This is a genomic window from Caballeronia sp. GAFFF1 (assembly GCF_023630705.1).
Taxonomy (GTDB): domain Bacteria; phylum Pseudomonadota; class Gammaproteobacteria; order Burkholderiales; family Burkholderiaceae; genus Caballeronia.
Genome location: NZ_JALQEM010000028.1, coordinates 292,646 through 310,372 on the forward strand (window position 1 = coordinate 292,646; position 17,727 = coordinate 310,372).

The following is a 17,727-nucleotide window of genomic DNA, read 5'->3' on the forward strand; positions in this document are numbered from 1 at the left end:
GGTGCGCTGCTGCTCTGTATCAAGCAGCGCCGCTCTAAATTTGAAACCGATTTTTTAATGCATGGAGTTTTGAAAATGAAGAAGTCTGTAATCTCGGCCGTCGTCGCTGGTCTGTTGAGCGTTGCTGCCGGCGGCGCATTTGCGTCCGATGGAACCATCACGTTCAATGGCGCGCTCACGGCCGCCACCTGCACGATCAACGGCAACGGCACCTCGTCGAAGGACTTCACGGTCACGCTGCCGACCGTTTCCACCTCGACGCTGACTGCTTCCGGCCAGACGGCCGGCACCACCTCGTACAGCATCGCGCTGAGCGCGTGCTCCCCGGTCACGACAACGAGCAAGGCATCGGTGTTCTATCAGGCGGGCACCACGGTCGATCCTTCCGATGGCCGTCTGCTCGTTGCTGCCGGCGGCGCGGGCAACGTCAAGCTGGAACTGCTGAACCAGGACGGATCGCAGATCAAGGCGGGCTACTCCAGCGACCTGCAGAACTCGAAGCCGGCGTCCATCGCGTCGGGCGCGGCCACGCTGTACTACGACGTGCGCTACTACGCCACCGGCGCGACGTCCGCAGGTCCGGCGAACTCGTCGGTCGTGTACAGCATCGACTACCAATAAGCGGTGTCGTGACAGCGGACCATTCGCTTCGCACATTCGCGAATGGTCCGGTGCAAGGGCGGGCGCAAGCCCGCCTCTCCTTGATATCGTGCTTCGCTTGGGCGCTTCTTCATCAATATGAAATTGTTTAGCCGACTCGCATCCGTTGCAGTGCTTCTTGCCGTGATCCAGGGCTTTGGCCCGCAGGCCCGTGCTTCGGTGGTCATCGCCGGCACGCGCGTCGTGTACAACCAGAGCGATTCAGAAGTCACCGTGAAGCTGACCAACAACGGCAAGCTTCCCGGTCTCACGAAAGTCTGGATCGATAAGGGCGATGCGGACGCCAAGCCGGATACGATCGACGTGCCTTTCACGATCAACCCGCCGATGATGCGCATCGATCCGGGCAAGTCGCAGACCCTGCGCATCATGTCGACCGGCGAGACTCTGCCGGCGAACGCCGAATCCGTGCTTTACCTGAATGTGCTGGAAATACCGCCGAAGCCGACAGGCGACGAAGCGAGCGCCAATCAACTGCAACTCGCCTTCCGCACACGCATCAAGTTCTTTTATCGCCCGACAGGGCTGAAGGGCCAGGCAAGCGACGCGCCCGAAGCCATTGTCTGGCATCTGAAGCGCGAAGGTGGCAAGAACGCGCTCGTGGCCGATAACCCCACGCAGTATCACGTGTCCTTCGACCGCCTGGAACTGACGGACGGCGCGCATACGGCGCAATTCACTGACGGCGGCATGGTCGGACCGGGCGAGAGCAAGGCCTTCCCGCTGAAGGGCGAGCTTCCCCCAGCCGGTGCGAAAGTTCGCTACACCGCGATCAACGATTACGGCGGACCGCAGGCCGGCGACGCCACCCTCGCGCCCTGATCGGCGACGTCGCGAACCGGCACAAGCCGGCTGCCAGACGCCCGCGCGGTATAGCGCCGCACAATGCCCCCATGAAGATGCCTTAACGCGCATGCCCCATGGCATGCCGGGGGGCGGCTTTGCTCGAATATTTCGGATAACTCAATGAAAACGCACTACTGCAGCGCCGATATGTCCGGCGCGCGATTGAGACCTGTCACGCTGTTCACGCTTCAGGCTTTGGCCGCGATGGGCGTCAGCGCGCACGCTTGGGCGGATGCCTCGCCTCAGCCCGCAGCCGTGGAGTTCAACGAGCAGTTTCTCGATTCGAGCGGCGGCCAGAAGCTGGACATCTCGCGCTTCAACAACGGACAGCCGGTCTTGCCGGGCACGTATCGCACCGATACCTACGTCAACAACGTGTGGCGCGGCAAGTTCAGCGTGGACGTGCGAGATTCCACGGCGCATCCTGGCGTGGTTCAGCCGTGCGTGACCACGGATTTGCTCGAAGGCTTCGGTGTCGATCTGCGCAAGCTTTCGCCGGAATCCGCCGCGAAGCTCGAATCGGCCGGGAGCGCATGCCTGACGCTGCCCGAGCTGATCCCCGGGGCCATCGCCACATTCGATGGCGGCGAGCAGCGTCTCGACGTAAGCGTGCCGCAAATCGCGATGAGCAGCAGGGCGCGCGGCTACGTCGATCCGAAGTACTGGGACGACGGTATCACCGCGGGCACCTTGCAGTACAACGCGAACGCGTACCACAGTTCCGCGGGCGGCCTCAGCAACGATTCGGAATATCTCGGCCTGATCGGCGGCATCAACGTCGGACCGTGGCGTTTCCGCTATCAGGGCAACCTCACGCACAACAGCGTCAGCGGCTCGCATTATCAGAGCGTGCAGACGTATGCGCAGCGTGCGTTCAAGGACATCAAGAGCCAGCTGACGGTCGGGGACACCTTCACAGACGGCGCGCTGTTCGACAGCTTCGGGCTTCGCGGCGCCACGCTCGGCACGGACGACCGCATGTTGCCTGAGTCGCAGCGCGGCTATGCGCCAGTGGTGCACGGCATCGCCAACAGCAATGCGCGCGTGCAGGTCAGGCAGAACGGCAACATCATCTACGAGACGACGGTTGCGCCCGGCGCGTTCCAGATCGACGACCTGTACCCGACGGGTTACGGCGGCAACCTCGACGTGATCGTCACGGAGGCGGACGGCACTCAGCGTATCTCGACGGTGCCTTATGCCGCGGCGGTCAATGCGCTGCGCCCGGACGTCACGCGTTATAGCGCGAGCATCGGTCAGTATCGGGATCCGAACGTCAACATTCATCCGTTCGTGTCGCAGTTCACGCTGCAGCGCGGCATCAGCAATCTGGTGACGCTGTACGGCGGCGTGAGCGCGGCGGACATGTACCTCGCCACGATGATCGGCTCTGCGCTCAACACGAGCGTCGGCGCATTCGGTCTCGACGTCACGCAGGCGATCGCCAGCTTCAAGGGCTACGGCACGCGCAACGGGGCGAGCGTGCGGATCAGCTATTCGCGTTTGTTCGAGCCGACGAACACGAACATCGCCATTGCTGCATACCGCTATTCGACGAGCGGATTCTTCTCGCTGCCCGACGCCGTGATGATGCGTCAGCTGAACGAGGAGCATCAGCCCGGTCTCATGACCGCGCTGCAAAAGTCGCGCGTTCAGTTCACGTTGAACCAGAGCATCGGCGAGGGCGCGCAGTACGGCTCCCTCTATGCGATGGGTTCCTTCCAGACGTACTGGAACCGCTCGAATCACGACACGCAACTGCAGATCGGCTACACCAATAGCTGGAAGCGCATGACGTATGGCGCGTCGTTCGTGCGGCAATTCCAGGTGAACACGAACCGGTGGGACAACCGCATCATGCTGAACCTGTCGGTTCCGCTCGGATTCGGCGCTCACGCGCCACAGTCGACGACCAACTTCCAGCACGACACCGCCGACGGCAGTTCGACCATTCAGCAATCGGTCACGGGTACGCTCGGCGTCGACAACGCATTCAGCTACGGCATCAACGCCAACCTCAACGACGGCGGCAACCACGCCAGCAGTTCCGCGAGCGCAGGCGGCAACATCGGATACGTGGCGCCGTTCGCGATGCTCACCGCGAATGCGAGCACGGGCCGCAACTACTCGCAGGTCGGCGCGGGCATGTCGGGCGGCGTGGTGGCATGGCGCGACGGCGTCGCGTTCACGCCGAACATGGGCGATACGGTCGCCGTGGTCGAAGCGAGCGACGCGGCCGGCGCGCGCCTCGCCAGCGGCACGGGCTTGCGCGTGGACCGTTGGGGACACGCGGTCGTATCGGGCATGCAGCCATATTCGAACAACGACATCGAACTGGACCCGAAGGGCTTGCCGATCAACATCGCGATGAAGTCCACCGTGCAGCGCACGGCACCGACTGCCGGTGCGGTGGTGCGCCTCAAGTTCGAGACGGAAAACATGGGCAAGCCCGCGGTCATGCGCATCTCGCGAGCGGATGGCAAGCCGTTGCCGTTCGGCTCCGAAGTGTTCGACGCAGAGGAACGCAACGTCGGCACCGTGGCGCAGGGTAGCCGCATCATCGCGACCGGTCTGAAGGCCGACGCCGGCACCTTGAACGTGAAATGGGGCGATGCACCCGAGCAGCGTTGCGCGGTGCGTTACCAGTTGCCGGCAGTGACGGATGCGTCCAGACCGAACTCGATCAGCATTTCGGACGCTGTCTGTCAGTGAGCGCCATTCAGATTAGATTAGTCAGGAAACCAAAATGAAAAACATGGATCGGCTCGCAGCCAGGCTGCTGCGGTGTGTGTTGTGCTGGATCGCTGCGCTGGTGTTTGTGCCTTCGTCTGCATGGGCCACTGCAAGCTGCACGGTCAACTACAGTTCGTTCACGCTGACGCTGCCGCCATCGGTAGCCGTGGCGCGTGACTTGCCGAACGGATCGATTCTGACGGCATGGTCACTGTCGCCCTCGAAAAACGATTACTGGACCTGCATTGTCACGGGGCAGGTCTACACGGGAACGGACTTTGAAACGGCGGGCATCACGACGGGCGGGCCGAGCGTCTACACGGCCAATTATCAGGGCGTCGACTTCGAGGTGTATCCGACCAACGTGCCGGGCGTGGGCATCGCAATGGGCGGCTATGTCATTCCCAACAGCCTGCCCGCCGGCCCGCGCACCTTTTCCAAGCTCGGCCGTCAGTGGAATACCAATGGCACGATCTACAACGGCGGACAGTTGATCGTCGCCCTGGTCAAGATTGGCGACATCACGCCTGGGACGGCCACCGGCATGGTGGCACAGGCGTTTTCATGGCAGACGCTCACGCCGCCGCCAGCGGGCGATGTGCCGTCGGCCGGGGTCATCAACTTCTATATCACGCCGGTTGTCATCACGGTGTTGACGTGCCAGACGCCTGATGTCACGGTTCCAATGGGCATTCAGGGACCGGCGGACCTGCCGAGCATCGGACCGGCGCCGAACAAGGTCTCATCGTTCAATCTGAGCCTGAACAACTGTCCTGGCGGGACGGCCGTGAGCGGGACATTGGCAGGGCAGATACACAGCATCCAATACAGGATCGATCCTTCGAGCGGTCTGGTCTCCGGCTACAGCAACGTTGCCGCGTTGAGCGGGGCACCGAGCGCGGCGGGCGTGGGCATTCAACTCTACGACAGCTCGGGCGCGGTGTTTCCGTACGGAACGTATAAGACGCTGAACGGGTTCGACAGTACGAACGGCGGCAATTACACGATACCGATGCAAGCGCGCTATTACCGCACGGGCGCGCTCGGCGCAGGTCCCGCGAACTCGACGATGACCATGACGGTGCTGTATCAGTGACCCCTTCGGCGGCGGCATGAGCATTACGTGCATGTCGCCCCGCAAGCCTGCAACCGAGATCAAAGGAGAATGAAACATGAACAAGTGGAAAGCCGGGCTCGTAGTGCTCGGGCTCACGAGCGCAGCATCGGCATTCGCGGCCGATGCCACCTTGACCTTTACCGGTACGATCCTTCTTCCGACCTGCACTGTCGATCCGACGTCCGTCAGCCAAACGATTCCGCTCGGGACCGCGCGAACGACAGACTTCGCCGCCGTGGGCGACACCAGGAACCCGACTCCGTTCAATCTCAAGCTGAACAACTGTGCGGCCAACACCAACGTTTCCATGACCGTCAACGGAACGTCGGACACCGTGCAAAGCGTGCTGAAGAACACGGGCACGGCGGCGCAAGTCGGCGTGGAGCTGTTGAAGGCCGCCAACTCTGGCGACACGACCGGTTCACCCATCGCCCTCAATACGTCTGCCACGCTCGGAACCGTCGATGCGACTAACGCGATGACCATCCCGATGGTGGCTCGCTTCTACAGGCTCGGAACCATGACAGGCGGCACAGTGTCGGCCAGCGCCACGGTGAACTTCGCGTATAACTGATGTAAAGGAATGCAGAATATCCGCGCAAATACTCATATCGGTGCGCGGTGTCCCTGCGGTAAGTTGGGTCGCGCGGCGCGACAACAGCGCCCGTGTCCCTTGATTGTTGAAACTTAGAGGTACTGAAATGCAAAGAATCGACCGTAACTCACTGGCTCAGTGTGGGCTCGCTGGCGGCACCGCCAAGGCGTCAAGCAGCTCGTCTTCGTCCACACACGTCAGCATCTCGATTGCCGGTTCGTCGGGCGGCTCGGGCGGCTCGGGCGGCTCCGGCGGGTCTGGCGGCTCGAACAATTCCAACGACAAAGCCATTCTCGCACTCCGCCTTCGCTAATTCGGACGGGTAGGAATCGAGGCCATCCTCTTTTGAGGATGGCCTTTTTATTTGTCGACTACGGCTCCAATTACGTGTCATCGCGCTCGTTAATTCGCTGTTGTTAAACAGTCATCTGGGAATTATGTTTGCGGATTTGCATGAGAATAAGGTAGTTAAGCTTACGAATACATTAATAAGCTGACGGTTTCAAGCGAAACACTGCCTAAATATGCCTTTTGTCGTGTCTTTCGGAATTTTCGCGGTTTACCGACATGGCGAAGCTATCTAAGATTGCGCACTCAGGATAAGTAAATATTTCCTGATAAAGCCCTGATACTAAAGGGCTGATTGTTGGGTCGGCCGATTTTCAGTCGGCGCGACTCTTATTTAGCAATTTTGCAGGAGGAAACTGAAATGCAGAAAATCGAACGCAACGCATTGGCTCAAGCATCGCTGGCTGGCGGCTGCCACAAGGCAAGCAGCCAGTCGTCGGCGAAGACGACGGTCGTCATTTACATCCAAGGAAAGTAAGACGAAGCGATTCGCATAATGGGCGCGTTGCTATCCGGCGCTGCTGCCGGCGAGCAATAGCTTAAATGGGGCGGGGCCACGGACCCGCCCCGCAGTTATTTCAAGAAAGTTACTCATGTCTGCCCTTCGTCCGACGCTTAAGAAATGGCTCGCGTTGCAAAAGCATCGCATGCGGCGTTGTATCGTCGGTCGAATTCCGATGAACGCGGTGGAAACACTTGCGCTTTCATCATGGATCGTGCGCAGCCTGTTTGACGCTAACTGCCGGGCGAACGGGGAAATCCGCGCGGAAATCGGCAGCGCAGTCATCGGCTTGCCGGAAAATCGCGCAGTCCGGGCGCGCTTTGGCGCGCAAGTCGAAAAACTGGTCGATCAGCGGATTTATTTCGGGCGGGATATCCGCAGGAGCGAAGCATGGGCGGATCTCGATGCCATCGCGAAAAACCTTGTCACGGTGGTGAAAACGCTAAAACACGAAGCGCCCACGCGGCCGGTATTTATCTCGCCGTTTCATTTCGTGTCGCAATACGCAAACATTTATATCGTCGAGCGCATGGCGGGGCTGCTCGGGCTGCAATCCATGTCGGTGGTTTCCGGCGTGCCGCGCAATCAATACGGCGATGACCACGCGCTGATTCCCGGCATCAAGGTTCTTTACACGTATGGCGACGCGAATCGCAACGGACTCGGCGTGCGCGTGGCGCGCTCGCTCAAGCGCGACGGCGTGGCGGTCCTTTTCAGCGACGTGCCGCCGTTCACCATGCACCGTTATCCGATGGAGACGGTCGAAGTCACCATGTTCGGCAAGAGCGCCCGCATTCATAACGGCGTTTTCCGCATGGGCGAAAGCTTCGGCGCCGTGCTGCTGCCGTTCTCTCTTCGCTTCGCGCGCGGCCGCTTCGAAGCGCGCATATTCGAGCCGCTTCCCCTCGACGCGCCCGCGTCGCCGCAGCGCCTGGCGGGCTATATCGAAGCCGCGCTGAGCGACAACTACGAGCAGTGGCTACCGGCCGGACATCCCGCCATGTACGCGTTTGCTCCGTCGCGCTGACAAGGCACGACCGAACCGGCACCGCGTTCAGACCTATCGAAGCGCGAGGCATCGTCATTCCACGCAATCATTCATGCAACCGACCGATATTCCCCAATTCAAAGATGTGCCGTGGCGCTGGATAGCCTACGCGACATCGGTTTTCACCATCGCGGCGATCGCCTTCGGGTTCCTGCACGAAATCGAACTGAAGCAGGACGTGACCGGTGAAGTCGTTTCCGCATCCGAAGTCAAGATTCAGGGATTGGCGGGGCTCGTCTCGGCGATCTACGCGCGGCCTTCGGATCATGTCGAGCCGGGAACGCCGCTCTTTCGTCTTCAGCGCGACTTTTCGCTGACTACCGACGGCCTGCGCCGGCAAGCCTTCGACGAAAAGATGCGCGACGATCAGATTCGCTCGATCGACGAACAGTACACCGAGCGTCGCGTGCAACTGAATGCGCAGCGCGAGACGGCGCGTCTCACCGAAGCCAGCAAGCGCGCGGAGTTGGGTTCGCTCGACGCGCAGATCGCGCAGAACACGCAACTCGTCGGTGAATTCGAGCAGCGGCTGGCGCGGCTCAACTCTGTGTCGGACTACGTGACGGCCGACAAACTCGAACAGGCTCGGGCGGACGTGCATCAAGGCAAGGTGACGGTGGCGCAGAGCGTCGCGCGCAGGCAGCAACTGGCGGGTGAGGTAAGCGCGTCGAGCAGCAGTCAGACCGACCTCGAAGCGCAAGTGCGCGAACTCGACGCACGCCATGCCCGGGATGTACAGGATGTCCGCGCACGCTTCGAGCGCGAGCGACAGGACGCGACGGTGTCCGCGCCCAAAGGCGGCACCGTGACGTTTTCAGGCTTGGTGGCGGGCCGCATGCTCGCCACGGGCGACGTCGCGATGGTGATATCGACGAAGGACAATGGCCCGCTGCGCGCGGCGCTGAGCATTCCTTCGCGGCGTCGCGGCTTCGTGCGCGAAGGCCAGATCGTGCGCCTCAAGTTCGATGCTTTCCCCTACGCGAAGTTCGGGACGTACGAGGCGCGCATCGATTCCATCTCGGGCACGACGGTGTTGCCCGCGAGTCCGTTGGCCCCGCCCGGCACGCCCGGCGCGCCCGACCCGTCGGAGCAAACGGAAACCACCAAGGAATCCGACGGAGATTATCTCGCGTGGGCCACGCTGCGCGGCAACACGTTCGATTTCGAAGGGCAGCACTTCAAGATTCTTCCAGGCATGCGGGCGACGGCCAGCATCGTCGTCGAACGCCGGACGATTGCCGAATGGGTGCTGGCGCCGCTGTTCAGAATGCTGAGAGGTTGATGTGCGCGTTATCTATCAGAATGAAGTCGCCGAATGCGGTTACGCGTGTCTCGCGATGGTGCTGTCTCATCTCGGCCGCGCGACCGAGGTTCGAGAGCTGTCGGCGTACAAGCCGATCTCGGCGAATGGCCTCTCGTTGATGGACCTGTATGACGTCGCCATCGATTTCGGGCTTGCAGTGCAGGCGTATCGGTTCGACGCATCGGACTTGTCGGCCGTCAAGAAAGGCTCGATTCTGCATTTCGGCGGCGCTCACTTCGTCGTATTCGAGAAAGCGGGGCACGGCTATGTCCGCGTGATCGACCCGGCGACGGGGCGTCGGCGCGTTTCGATGGACACGTTCCGCTCCGCCGTCTCGGGCTTCCTGCTCGAATTTGCGCCGACACCGCAAATGCCGCGCATCCGCGCGAAGTCGCGCGTGCCGGCGGCGCTCAAGCGCGTGCGCGCGCTCAGTCCGCAGATGAAGGCGCAGATCGGCAAGATCGCGTTCGTCGCGCTCGGCAGCCAGTTCGCCATTCTGGCCGCGCCTTACTTCGGCAACCTCGTGCTGGACTACGTGGTGGCGGCGGACAACCGCAATCTGCTCAACGTGCTCGTCGCGACGTTCGCCAGCATCTTCATGCTGGGGGCGCTCAGCGAATACGTTCAGAAGTACCTGACCGAGCTGCTTTACAACATCACGCAGATTAATTCCACCGAAGGGCTGCTCGGGCATTTGCTGCGCAACCCGATGTCGTGGTTCGAGAAGCGTCACGTGGGCGATGTCTTTGCACGCGTGAAAGCGCAGGACGAAATCAGCGTGTTCACGACCCGCACGACGGTGTCGCTGATCATCGACCTGACAGTCGGGGCCATCGCGCTCGTGCTGATGCTGATACAGAGCCGTCAGTTGGCGGGCGTGGCGTTGCTGATCTTCGCCGTGTACGTCGCGCTGGCGCTCAGCATGTTCGCCGCGATGCGCGACAACCATGCGCTCGTGCTGGAAACCTCCGCCCGCTGCGACGACTCACTGATCGAAACGATCCGCGCCGCCTCGCTGCTGAAGCTGGCGCAAGGCGAGACGCGGCGCACCGCCATCTACATGACCATCTACAAGGCGTATGCCGCGGCGCTTCTCAAGAGCAGCCGTCTTACGTGCACGCGTGACGGATTGCTGAAGCTCGTGACTTACGCGGATACCATCGTCATCACGTGGCTCGCCGCGCGGCTGATGCTCGGCGGAAAGGTGTCGGTGGGCGTGTTTTATTCGTTTCTCATCTATAAATCGCTCATGTCCGAGCGGCTCGCGAGCGGGATCAATGCCACGTTCCAGTACTTCATGCTGAGCGTGCCGACCGCGCGTGTCGACGATATCGTGGAGAGCGAGAACGAGCGTTACACGCCGCTCGCCGATACACAGCGCGCAACCGAAGTGCGGTCATTCGAGCACATCGAAGTGCGCGACGTGACGTTCAGCTACGGCATCTCGGACGAGCCGGTGCTGAAGAACGCGAGCTTCCGTATTCGCCGCGGCGACAAGATTGCGATCACCGGGCCTTCCGGCAGCGGCAAGTCCACGTTGTTCAAGCTGCTGTCGGCGGCCGAGCCGCTTCAGGACGGGCATATTGCGTTAAACGGCATTGCATGGCCGAATCTCACTGTCGATGAAATCCGCCGCCATCAGGCGCACATGCGGCAGGGCGACATCATTCTGCACGGCTCCATTGCGGATAACGTGACGCTGTTTGCAGCGCAGACCGACGAAGACCGCATTCACAAGCTGCTCGCCGACGTCGGCCTTCTCGATGACATCATGCGTTTGCCGATGCGTACGCGCACCGTCATCAGCGACACTATCGCGAACATCTCGGCCGGTCAGCGCCAGCGGCTCCTGCTTGCGCGGGCGCTGTACCAGCAACGTGAGCTGTTGCTGCTCGACGAACCGACATCGAATCTCGACCCCGCGTCCGTGCGCCGCATCGCATCGCTGCTACGCAATCTCGATCGCACGGTGGTGGTGATTACGCATGACATGTCGCTGGCTTCGGCATTCGATACACGCTACCGGTTCGACGCCGGGGCGCTGTTGCCCGAACGCGATGCAACGAGCAACACCCTGCCGGACGAAGCGCTCCATGCTTAGTCGACGCATTTCCCTATGCGCGCTCGCGTGCGCGGTCGTATTCGTCGACGCCGCGCGCGCCGACGACCTCGTCGCCATCGTCCAGCAGGCGCTCGATCATGACGCCGAGCTCGGTCAGGCGCGGGCTGCGTACGAAGCCTCGAAGCAGGCGATTCCCATTGCGCGGGCTGGGTTGCTGCCGCAGATTGCGGGCGGCTGGGGGCGTTCGTACAACCGCATCGACATGGACGGCTTTCCTCGCCAGAAATATTGGCAGAACGGCTGGATGGTGACAATGTCGCAGCCACTCTTCGACTGGAGCAAGTGGACCGCTTACCGGCAGGCAGATTTCGTCGTGGCGCAAGGCGCGGTGGACTTCGCGGGCGCGCAGCAGGCGTCGATTTTGCGGGCCGTGCGTGCGTATTTTGACGAACTCGCCGCCGAAGACGAAGTGAGGCGCGCGGCCGACTATCTCGCCGCCATCGACGCGCAGCTGGAGCAGGTGCGTCGCAAACGCGCGGTAGGCGAGGTGACGCTCATCGACCAGCGCGAAGCCGACACCGCCCGCGAGCAGGCGCAGTTGCAGCATGCGGACGCACAAGAGGAACTGCGCGTGAAGCGCCGCGCATTGCAGCAAGTGACCGGCCGGCCGTTCGCCGCGCTCGCCTCGTTGCCGCCCGGCACGGCATTGCCGACGCTGGCCGAAGGCGAGGAGACGTGGGTCGAGCAGGCCAAATCGCGCGGGTACGACGTGCAGTCCAAGCAACTCGGCTGGGAAATCGCCAAGTTCGACTCCACGAAGGCTCGAGCGGCGCATTATCCCGTCGTCAGCGTGACGGGCAGTTATACGCCGGCGGGCGCCGCGTCGGGTTACGCGCGGCCCACCACGACGACAACCGGTATGCTGCAAATTCAGATCCCGCTTTTTTCCGGCGGCGAGCTTCAGGCGCGCGTCAAGCAGTCGCTGGCGCTCGAAGACAAAGCCAAAGAGAGCTACGAGCTGGCGTCGAATCAGGCGGAAGCATCCGCTCGCGACGACTTCGCGAAGTACTTGCGCGAACGTCAGCGGACCGACGCGCTCACGCATCTGGTGCAAAGCTCGCGCGACACCTTGAGCGCCACCGAAGTCGGTTTCAAGGTGGGGAGCCGCACGGGCAACGACGTGCTGCGCGCCATCGATGCGCTGTACTCGGCCCGCCGCGATCTTCTGCGCTCCCGTTATGCGGCGGTCGTCGCGTTTCTCCAGTTGAAGGCGGATGTCGCCACCCTGAGCACCGACGATATCGCCGACATGAACAGCAAGCTGTGCTGCGCGTTGCAGACGTCGAGCGTCGACGTGCGCTAGACGTCGCGCATCATTCGGCGCTCGTCGCTGCGCGCTTCACCGCGCGAACCACGCGGGCGAGCGCCTTCAATGAATCGGCGGGGGCGCCGGCGAATTGCGCCGCGACGATTGCGCCGTCCACCGCCAACGCGAGCGCCTGCGCGTCGGCCTTCGCGGTGCGTGACGGCGGCATCAGCGCGCGAATCGCGGCGGTCATGTCGCGCTTGTGCCGCCGCGCGATCTCGACGGCCTGCGGCAGCGTACCGCCGACTTCGACCACCGAATTGATAAACGCACAGCCGCGATAGGCGTCGCCGCCGAACCACTCGGCGAGGGTCGGTACGAGCGCCGAGAGTGTGCCGCCGTGACGCGAAAGGCCGTCGCGGAACCACGTCATCCAGTTGTCGTGCCGGTATTCCAGAAACGCGACGATGAGGTCGTCCTTGCTCGCGAAGTATCGATAGAACGTTTTCTTCGCCACGCCCGACTCCGCGATCACCCGGTCGATTCCCGTCGCGCGGATGCCGTCGCGGTAGAAGAGGTCGTGCGCGGTGCGCAGAATGCGGGCATCCGGTGGAAGCTCGGTCGAGTCGGCAGGGGAGGCGATGATGTTCATGCAGCCAATTGTAGACAGGTCTGTCTACCTACGCTAGAGTGCGCTTCAGGTAGACAACCCTGTCTACCGCGCGCAACGTCAACAGGACATGCCATGGACACCAGACCGCCTTTCCCGCCGTTCGACGCTGAAACCGCCGCCCTCAAGGTTCGTCTCGCCGAAGACGGCTGGAACACGCGCGATCCCAAGCGCGTCGCGCTCGCGTACACCGAGGACACGCGCTGGCGCAACCGCGCGGAATTCGTCAACGGACGCGCGGAAGTCGAGGCGTTTCTGCATCGCAAGTGGGTGCGCGAGCTCGACTATCGGCTCATCAAGGAGCTGTGGGCGTTCACCGGAAACCGTATCGCCGTGCGCTTCGCGTATGAATGGCATGACGATTCGGGCAACTGGCACCGCAGCTATGGCAATGAGAACTGGCAGTTCAACGAGGCCGGGCTCATGACGCATCGGCATGCGTCGATCAACGATCTGCCGATCGAAGAATCCGAGCGCAAGTATCACTGGCCGCTCGGGCGTCGCCCCGACGATCACCCGGGACTGAGCGATCTCGGGCTTTAGCCAGAACGAGGCGAGCGACGCTCACATATCGCGCCGCCGGCGGAACGCCCACCATCCGGCGAGCACGGTGAAGCTCGCGACGATCGCCACGAGCAGCCAGAAGCCGTGATGGTTCTCGGCGAGCGGTATGCCGCCGACGTTCATGCCGAAAAAACCGGCCACGATATTGATCGGCAACGCGAGCACCGTCACGAGCGTCAGCGTAAAAAGCGTGCGGTTGCTCTGCTCGTCCATGCGCGTCGCGATTTCTTCCTGTAGGAGCTTGATACGCTCGACGAGCCCGGCGAGGTCGTTGAGGACGAGCGAAAATTCCTCGGTCGCGTCGCGCAGGTCCTGGATGTCCTGCGCGTGCAGCCAGCGCGGCGGGCGCGCGAGCAGCCGGAACACCGAGCCCGGTTCGGGCGCGAGCAGCCGTTGCAGCCTCACGAGCACGCGCCGCTGCGCGCCCAGATCGGAGCGGGTCGTGGACGCGTGCGTCGACAGAAAGCGATCTTCGATGCCGTCCACTTCCGCGCTCGTCCGCCGCACGATCTGCACGAGCAGATCCGCCTGATCGCGCAGCAGGTGTGCAAGCAATTCCGCCGGCGCACGGAAGACTTCGCCGCGCCGCACGGACTCGCGCAGCGAATCGATGGAACGCAGCGGCTTCATGCGCGCCGTGACCAGCAGCTTCTGATGCGTGTACACCCAGAGCGTCGCAATCTCCGAGGGCGTCAACTCGAAATTGAACATGACGTCGTTGATGACCGCGAACAACGCGCCTTCCTGATGCTCGATGCGCGTCGAATGCGAGCCCTCGTGCAGCGTGTCGAAGAACGCGTCGGGTAAGCCGAGCCGGGTCTTGATCCAGCGCTCGCATGCGCTGTTGGCGAGATCGAAGTGCAGCCAGAGGAACTCCTTGGCCGTGTCGTCACGGCCGAGCCAGTCGCTCGCCTGTTCCGAATCGATGGGCTCGCCGGGTTGATCGACGCGAAAGCGGAAGCCGCAGACGAGCCCGGTGAAGTCGGAACCGTAGAGCGATGTTTGCGGGATAGCGGTTTTCATGCGGTCGTGATGTGCGGTCGAAGACTGGCGGCTGCATCGTCAGGCGCTAGTGTGCCACCGCTCGGGGCACGCGACGCAGGTTCGGCGCGAATCGCCCGTGGAAACAATGGCGGCATTTGTGCTGCGGAATGTAAGAATAATTGTCATATTGACAGCGTATGATGATCGGACACGCGACGATAGCCGCCGGACCGGCGCGCGCCGACTGTCGAACTTGGGGAGAAGGGTTGTGGATGATGACCGTGACGATCTGGATGGCGCGACGCAAACCACCGCGGCGGGACTGATACGCCTCGCATCGGTGATATCCGGCCTGGCGCGCGACGGCGCGCTCGACACGCGGTTCGGCGCGAAGCTCTTCAAGCGGCTCGACAAAGAAGCGCGCCGCGTGGCGGCGGGCGGTGAGCTGGCGTGCGAGCAGGCCGACCGCGATGCGCTCGTGGCCGCGCTCGGCGAGCTCGACCTGGCGCTGCGGCAGCGCGACGCCGCCTCGCTGGTTCAGGCGAATGCGCGGCTGCGCGAGAGCGAAGAGAGCGCCGCGAAAGGGCGCAAGGGCAAGCGCGAAGCGGGCGCATGACGGATCGCGCGACCGGGCGTGATTCGTGCGGTACGGCGGTCAGATGAATATCGCGACTTGCCATGCCCGTGAATTTGCATTCGCCCAAATGCGCTCTCTGGACCAACCGCAGTATCGAAGTCGATCTCCCGTGCTGGCGGATTCTCGTCGTCGATGACAACGCTTCCAGCGCCGAGGCGCTCGCCGCGGCCCTCGCCGCCGACGGATTCGAGACGCGAGTCGCCCTGTCCGGCGTCGATGCGCTCCATGCGGTCGACGGCTGGGTGCCGCACATCGTCATTCTCGATATCAGCATGCCCGAGCACGACGGTTTCGCGACTGCGCGTGTCCTGCGGCGTATCGCTTGCACGCGCGACGCGGGAATCATCGCGTTCACCGCTCTCGGCGAGGAGCTCGTGCGCACGAAAGGGCTGCACGCCGGCTTCGACGCGTACTGCCAGAAGGGCAATTCGCCTGCGACGCTCGTCCATCTGATGCAGCGTCTCGTTCACTGATAACGTCCCGAACCGCGCTTCGGCAACGCCGGCCGGCACGAAATTGTTCTGTCCCTAGCGAACAGCATCATCGACGCCTGTCACGCTCCGCGCTTTATGGGGCGCGGCTTTGCGCGATTTCGCACGCCCGTGCGGCCAGCGATTGTTGGCGCTGGATGAAAAGTGTATTGAAATATATCGGGATAAAAAAACGATAGTAGGGGTATACACTGCTTTCCATCGACGTGGCAGACAGTTTCTCGCAAGACCGCTGCGGCGCTTTCTGATTGAACGTCAACCGTCTTTGGAGCACACCATGAAACGCAATCTTCTCGCTACCCTTCTTATCGCCGCTTCCGCCACCCTCGCTGCGCCCGCTTTCGCAAGCGGCTACGGCCCGGCTCCGTTCTATCGCCCGGCTGCCGGCGCTCCGACGTCGCAACAAGGCCCGAGCGCCCAAGCGATCGCTGCTGAAGAGCACGCACACGGCGTCGATGCCAACGCCTACGGTGGTTCGCGTGACTCGCTGGCTCAGTCCGGCGCCCGCACGCAAGCAGCAAACAGCACCAACTCGGTCTTCTTCGGTCACTGATCGAGCCGGTCCGGCCGGCTTATCCGCCGGCTCTCACGACTGAAGCGACCCATTCGGCGCCCGGCGCGGCAGACTCACAAGGTCTCCCCGCTCCGGGCGCCGATGCATTTGTGCCGCCGATTCACGCGTTGACGATCGCGCCGCGCATCACGCTGGCGAGTTCGGAGGCCTCGAACTTCGAGACATACGCGTTCGCGCCGACCTTGCGCACGTGCTGCTCGTTCGCCGAACCCGACAGTGACGAGTGAATCACCACCGGAATGTGCTGCAAGCCGCTGTCCGCCTTGATGCGGCGCGTGAGCGTGAAGCCGTCCATCTCGGGCATTTCGAGGTCGGTGAGCACGAGCGCGATTTCGTCGGAGACCTCGGTGCCGTGCTTCTGCGCCTTGTGCAGCGCGGCTTCGAGCACATCCCACGCTTCCTGACCGGTCTTCGTCATGACGAAGGGCACGCCCATCGCGGTCAGGCTTTGTTCGATCAGCGCCCGCGCGACGCCCGAATCGTCTGCCGCCAGCACGCGTGCGCCCGGCTTCAGTTGCAGGCGGCCGGTGCGCGCTTCCGTGATGTCCGTTTCCTGGCCCGGCAGCACGTCCCGCACGATGCGCTCGACATCCAGCACCTGCGCGAGCCGCGATCCGTCGACGTTGCCGTCGAGGCGCGCGAAACTCGTCACCGTGCGGCCGCTCGAATGCGACTCCGCCGACAATACCTGATTCCACTCCAGCCGCACGATATCGTCGACTTCCTCGACCGCGAAGCCCTGCGTCGTGCGCGCGAACTCGGTCACGAGCAGAATCTTCGGGCCGTTCTTCGGGCGGCAGCCAGTGATGCGCGCGAGGTCGATCACCGGAATAATCTGCCCGCGAATGTCCGCGACGCCGAGAATCTCCTCGCTCGAACCGGCGACGGCGGTGATCGTCGGCATGGCGAGAATCTCGCGCACCTTGAACACGTTGATGCCATAAAGCTCGCGCTGCTCTGAATCCGGCGCTTCGCCCAGCCTGAAGAGAAGCAACTCGAACATGTTGCTGCCCGCGAGCCGCACGCGCTGCTCGATATCCTGTTGTGAATTGCTCACTTCTTCTCCTGTGGTGTGGGCGCTTGCGCCGCGTAGTCCTGGCGGAAGACGGAATTCCCGCGCGATGCCTGATTAGCGGCAGAAATCGGCGAAACTGAAGGCAGGGTAAGCACACGTGCGGCGCGGCGCGTGTCCCGCTGTGTGTCCGCTGTGTGTCCTATACTCTTCGCGAATGGTCGGGTTAATGCCGATGAATGCATCGCACGGAAGCCTTACGCTCATACAGCGCA

17 protein-coding genes are annotated in these 17,727 nt (G+C 62.7%); 13 read left to right on the forward strand and 4 right to left on the reverse strand.

Annotation, left to right across the window (positions count from 1 at the left end):
- Window positions 1-75 precede the first annotated feature (75 nt).
- The 5 genes from NCR37_RS15030 (at window position 76) to NCR37_RS15050 (ending at window position 5,930) form a co-directional block, all read left to right on the forward strand.
- Complete coding sequence (locus NCR37_RS15030) at window positions 76-621, forward strand: fimbrial protein (RefSeq protein ID WP_250473662.1); 546 nt, start codon at window positions 76-78, stop codon at window positions 619-621.
- Between the two features lie 117 nt (window positions 622-738).
- Window positions 739-1,482: a fimbria/pilus periplasmic chaperone gene (locus tag NCR37_RS15035; protein WP_250473663.1), complete on the forward strand. Its 744-nt coding sequence runs from the start codon at window positions 739-741 to the stop codon at window positions 1,480-1,482.
- Window positions 1,483-1,626: 144 nt separating this feature from the next.
- Window positions 1,627-4,218, forward strand: coding sequence for a fimbria/pilus outer membrane usher protein (locus tag NCR37_RS15040; RefSeq protein WP_250473664.1), 2,592 nt, complete (start codon window positions 1,627-1,629; stop codon window positions 4,216-4,218).
- 34 nt (window positions 4,219-4,252) lie between these two features.
- A complete protein-coding gene (locus NCR37_RS15045; protein WP_250473665.1) occupies window positions 4,253-5,335 on the forward strand; it encodes a fimbrial protein in 1,083 nt (360 codons plus the stop codon).
- Between the two features lie 76 nt (window positions 5,336-5,411).
- On the forward strand, window positions 5,412-5,930 hold the full coding sequence (locus tag NCR37_RS15050; protein ID WP_250473666.1) for a fimbrial protein: 519 nt from the start codon (window positions 5,412-5,414) through the stop codon (window positions 5,928-5,930).
- 156 nt (window positions 5,931-6,086) lie between these two features.
- Here the strand turns inward: NCR37_RS15050 and NCR37_RS15055 are convergent, their stop codons facing one another.
- Window positions 6,087-6,242 carry a hypothetical protein gene (locus tag NCR37_RS15055; protein ID WP_250473667.1) on the reverse strand — a complete coding sequence of 52 codons (156 nt, stop codon included), beginning with the start codon at window positions 6,240-6,242 and terminating at the stop codon, window positions 6,087-6,089.
- Between the two features lie 650 nt (window positions 6,243-6,892).
- On the opposite strand from NCR37_RS15055, the gene NCR37_RS15060 reads away from it, so the two are divergent.
- The 4 genes from NCR37_RS15060 to NCR37_RS15075 all read left to right on the forward strand — a co-directional run bounded on the left by NCR37_RS15060 (window position 6,893) and on the right by NCR37_RS15075 (window position 12,577).
- Complete coding sequence (locus NCR37_RS15060; RefSeq protein WP_250473668.1) at window positions 6,893-7,828, forward strand: lysophospholipid acyltransferase family protein; 936 nt, start codon at window positions 6,893-6,895, stop codon at window positions 7,826-7,828.
- Between the two features lie 73 nt (window positions 7,829-7,901).
- Window positions 7,902-9,131: an HlyD family secretion protein gene (locus NCR37_RS15065; protein ID WP_250473669.1), complete on the forward strand. Its 1,230-nt coding sequence runs from the start codon at window positions 7,902-7,904 to the stop codon at window positions 9,129-9,131.
- A gap of 1 nt (window position 9,132) precedes the next feature.
- Window positions 9,133-11,253: a peptidase domain-containing ABC transporter gene (locus NCR37_RS15070; protein WP_250473670.1), complete on the forward strand. Its 2,121-nt coding sequence runs from the start codon at window positions 9,133-9,135 to the stop codon at window positions 11,251-11,253.
- Window positions 11,246-12,577 carry a TolC family outer membrane protein gene (locus NCR37_RS15075; RefSeq protein ID WP_250473671.1) on the forward strand — a complete coding sequence of 444 codons (1,332 nt, stop codon included), beginning with the start codon at window positions 11,246-11,248 and terminating at the stop codon, window positions 12,575-12,577. The genes NCR37_RS15070 and NCR37_RS15075 overlap by 8 nt, the downstream gene beginning before the upstream one ends.
- A gap of 10 nt (window positions 12,578-12,587) precedes the next feature.
- Here the strand turns inward: NCR37_RS15075 and NCR37_RS15080 are convergent, their stop codons facing one another.
- Window positions 12,588-13,172, reverse strand: a complete 585-nt coding sequence (locus NCR37_RS15080; protein ID WP_250473672.1) for a TetR/AcrR family transcriptional regulator — start codon at window positions 13,170-13,172, stop codon at window positions 12,588-12,590.
- 93 nt (window positions 13,173-13,265) lie between these two features.
- Between NCR37_RS15080 and NCR37_RS15085 the strand changes: the two genes are divergently transcribed.
- Window positions 13,266-13,733: a nuclear transport factor 2 family protein gene (locus tag NCR37_RS15085; RefSeq protein WP_250473673.1), complete on the forward strand. Its 468-nt coding sequence runs from the start codon at window positions 13,266-13,268 to the stop codon at window positions 13,731-13,733.
- 21 nt (window positions 13,734-13,754) lie between these two features.
- Here the strand turns inward: NCR37_RS15085 and NCR37_RS15090 are convergent, their stop codons facing one another.
- Window positions 13,755-14,777, reverse strand: a complete 1,023-nt coding sequence (locus NCR37_RS15090) for a transporter (RefSeq protein WP_250473674.1) — start codon at window positions 14,775-14,777, stop codon at window positions 13,755-13,757.
- Window positions 14,778-15,006: 229 nt separating this feature from the next.
- On the opposite strand from NCR37_RS15090, the gene NCR37_RS15095 reads away from it, so the two are divergent.
- The 3 genes from NCR37_RS15095 to NCR37_RS15105 all read left to right on the forward strand — a co-directional run bounded on the left by NCR37_RS15095 (window position 15,007) and on the right by NCR37_RS15105 (window position 16,419).
- Window positions 15,007-15,354 carry a hypothetical protein gene (locus tag NCR37_RS15095; RefSeq protein WP_250473675.1) on the forward strand — a complete coding sequence of 116 codons (348 nt, stop codon included), beginning with the start codon at window positions 15,007-15,009 and terminating at the stop codon, window positions 15,352-15,354.
- Between the two features lie 62 nt (window positions 15,355-15,416).
- The gene (locus NCR37_RS15100; RefSeq protein ID WP_250473676.1) at window positions 15,417-15,848 is read left to right on the forward strand and encodes a response regulator; all 432 of its coding nucleotides are present in this window, start codon (window positions 15,417-15,419) and stop codon (window positions 15,846-15,848) included.
- Window positions 15,849-16,143: 295 nt separating this feature from the next.
- Window positions 16,144-16,419 (forward strand): hypothetical protein, encoded by a 276-nt coding sequence (locus NCR37_RS15105; protein WP_244850042.1) that lies wholly within the window; start codon window positions 16,144-16,146, stop codon window positions 16,417-16,419.
- Between the two features lie 121 nt (window positions 16,420-16,540).
- Here the strand turns inward: NCR37_RS15105 and NCR37_RS15110 are convergent, their stop codons facing one another.
- A complete protein-coding gene (locus tag NCR37_RS15110) occupies window positions 16,541-17,497 on the reverse strand; it encodes a chemotaxis protein (protein ID WP_250473677.1) in 957 nt (318 codons plus the stop codon).
- Window positions 17,498-17,727: the final 230 nt, after the last annotated feature.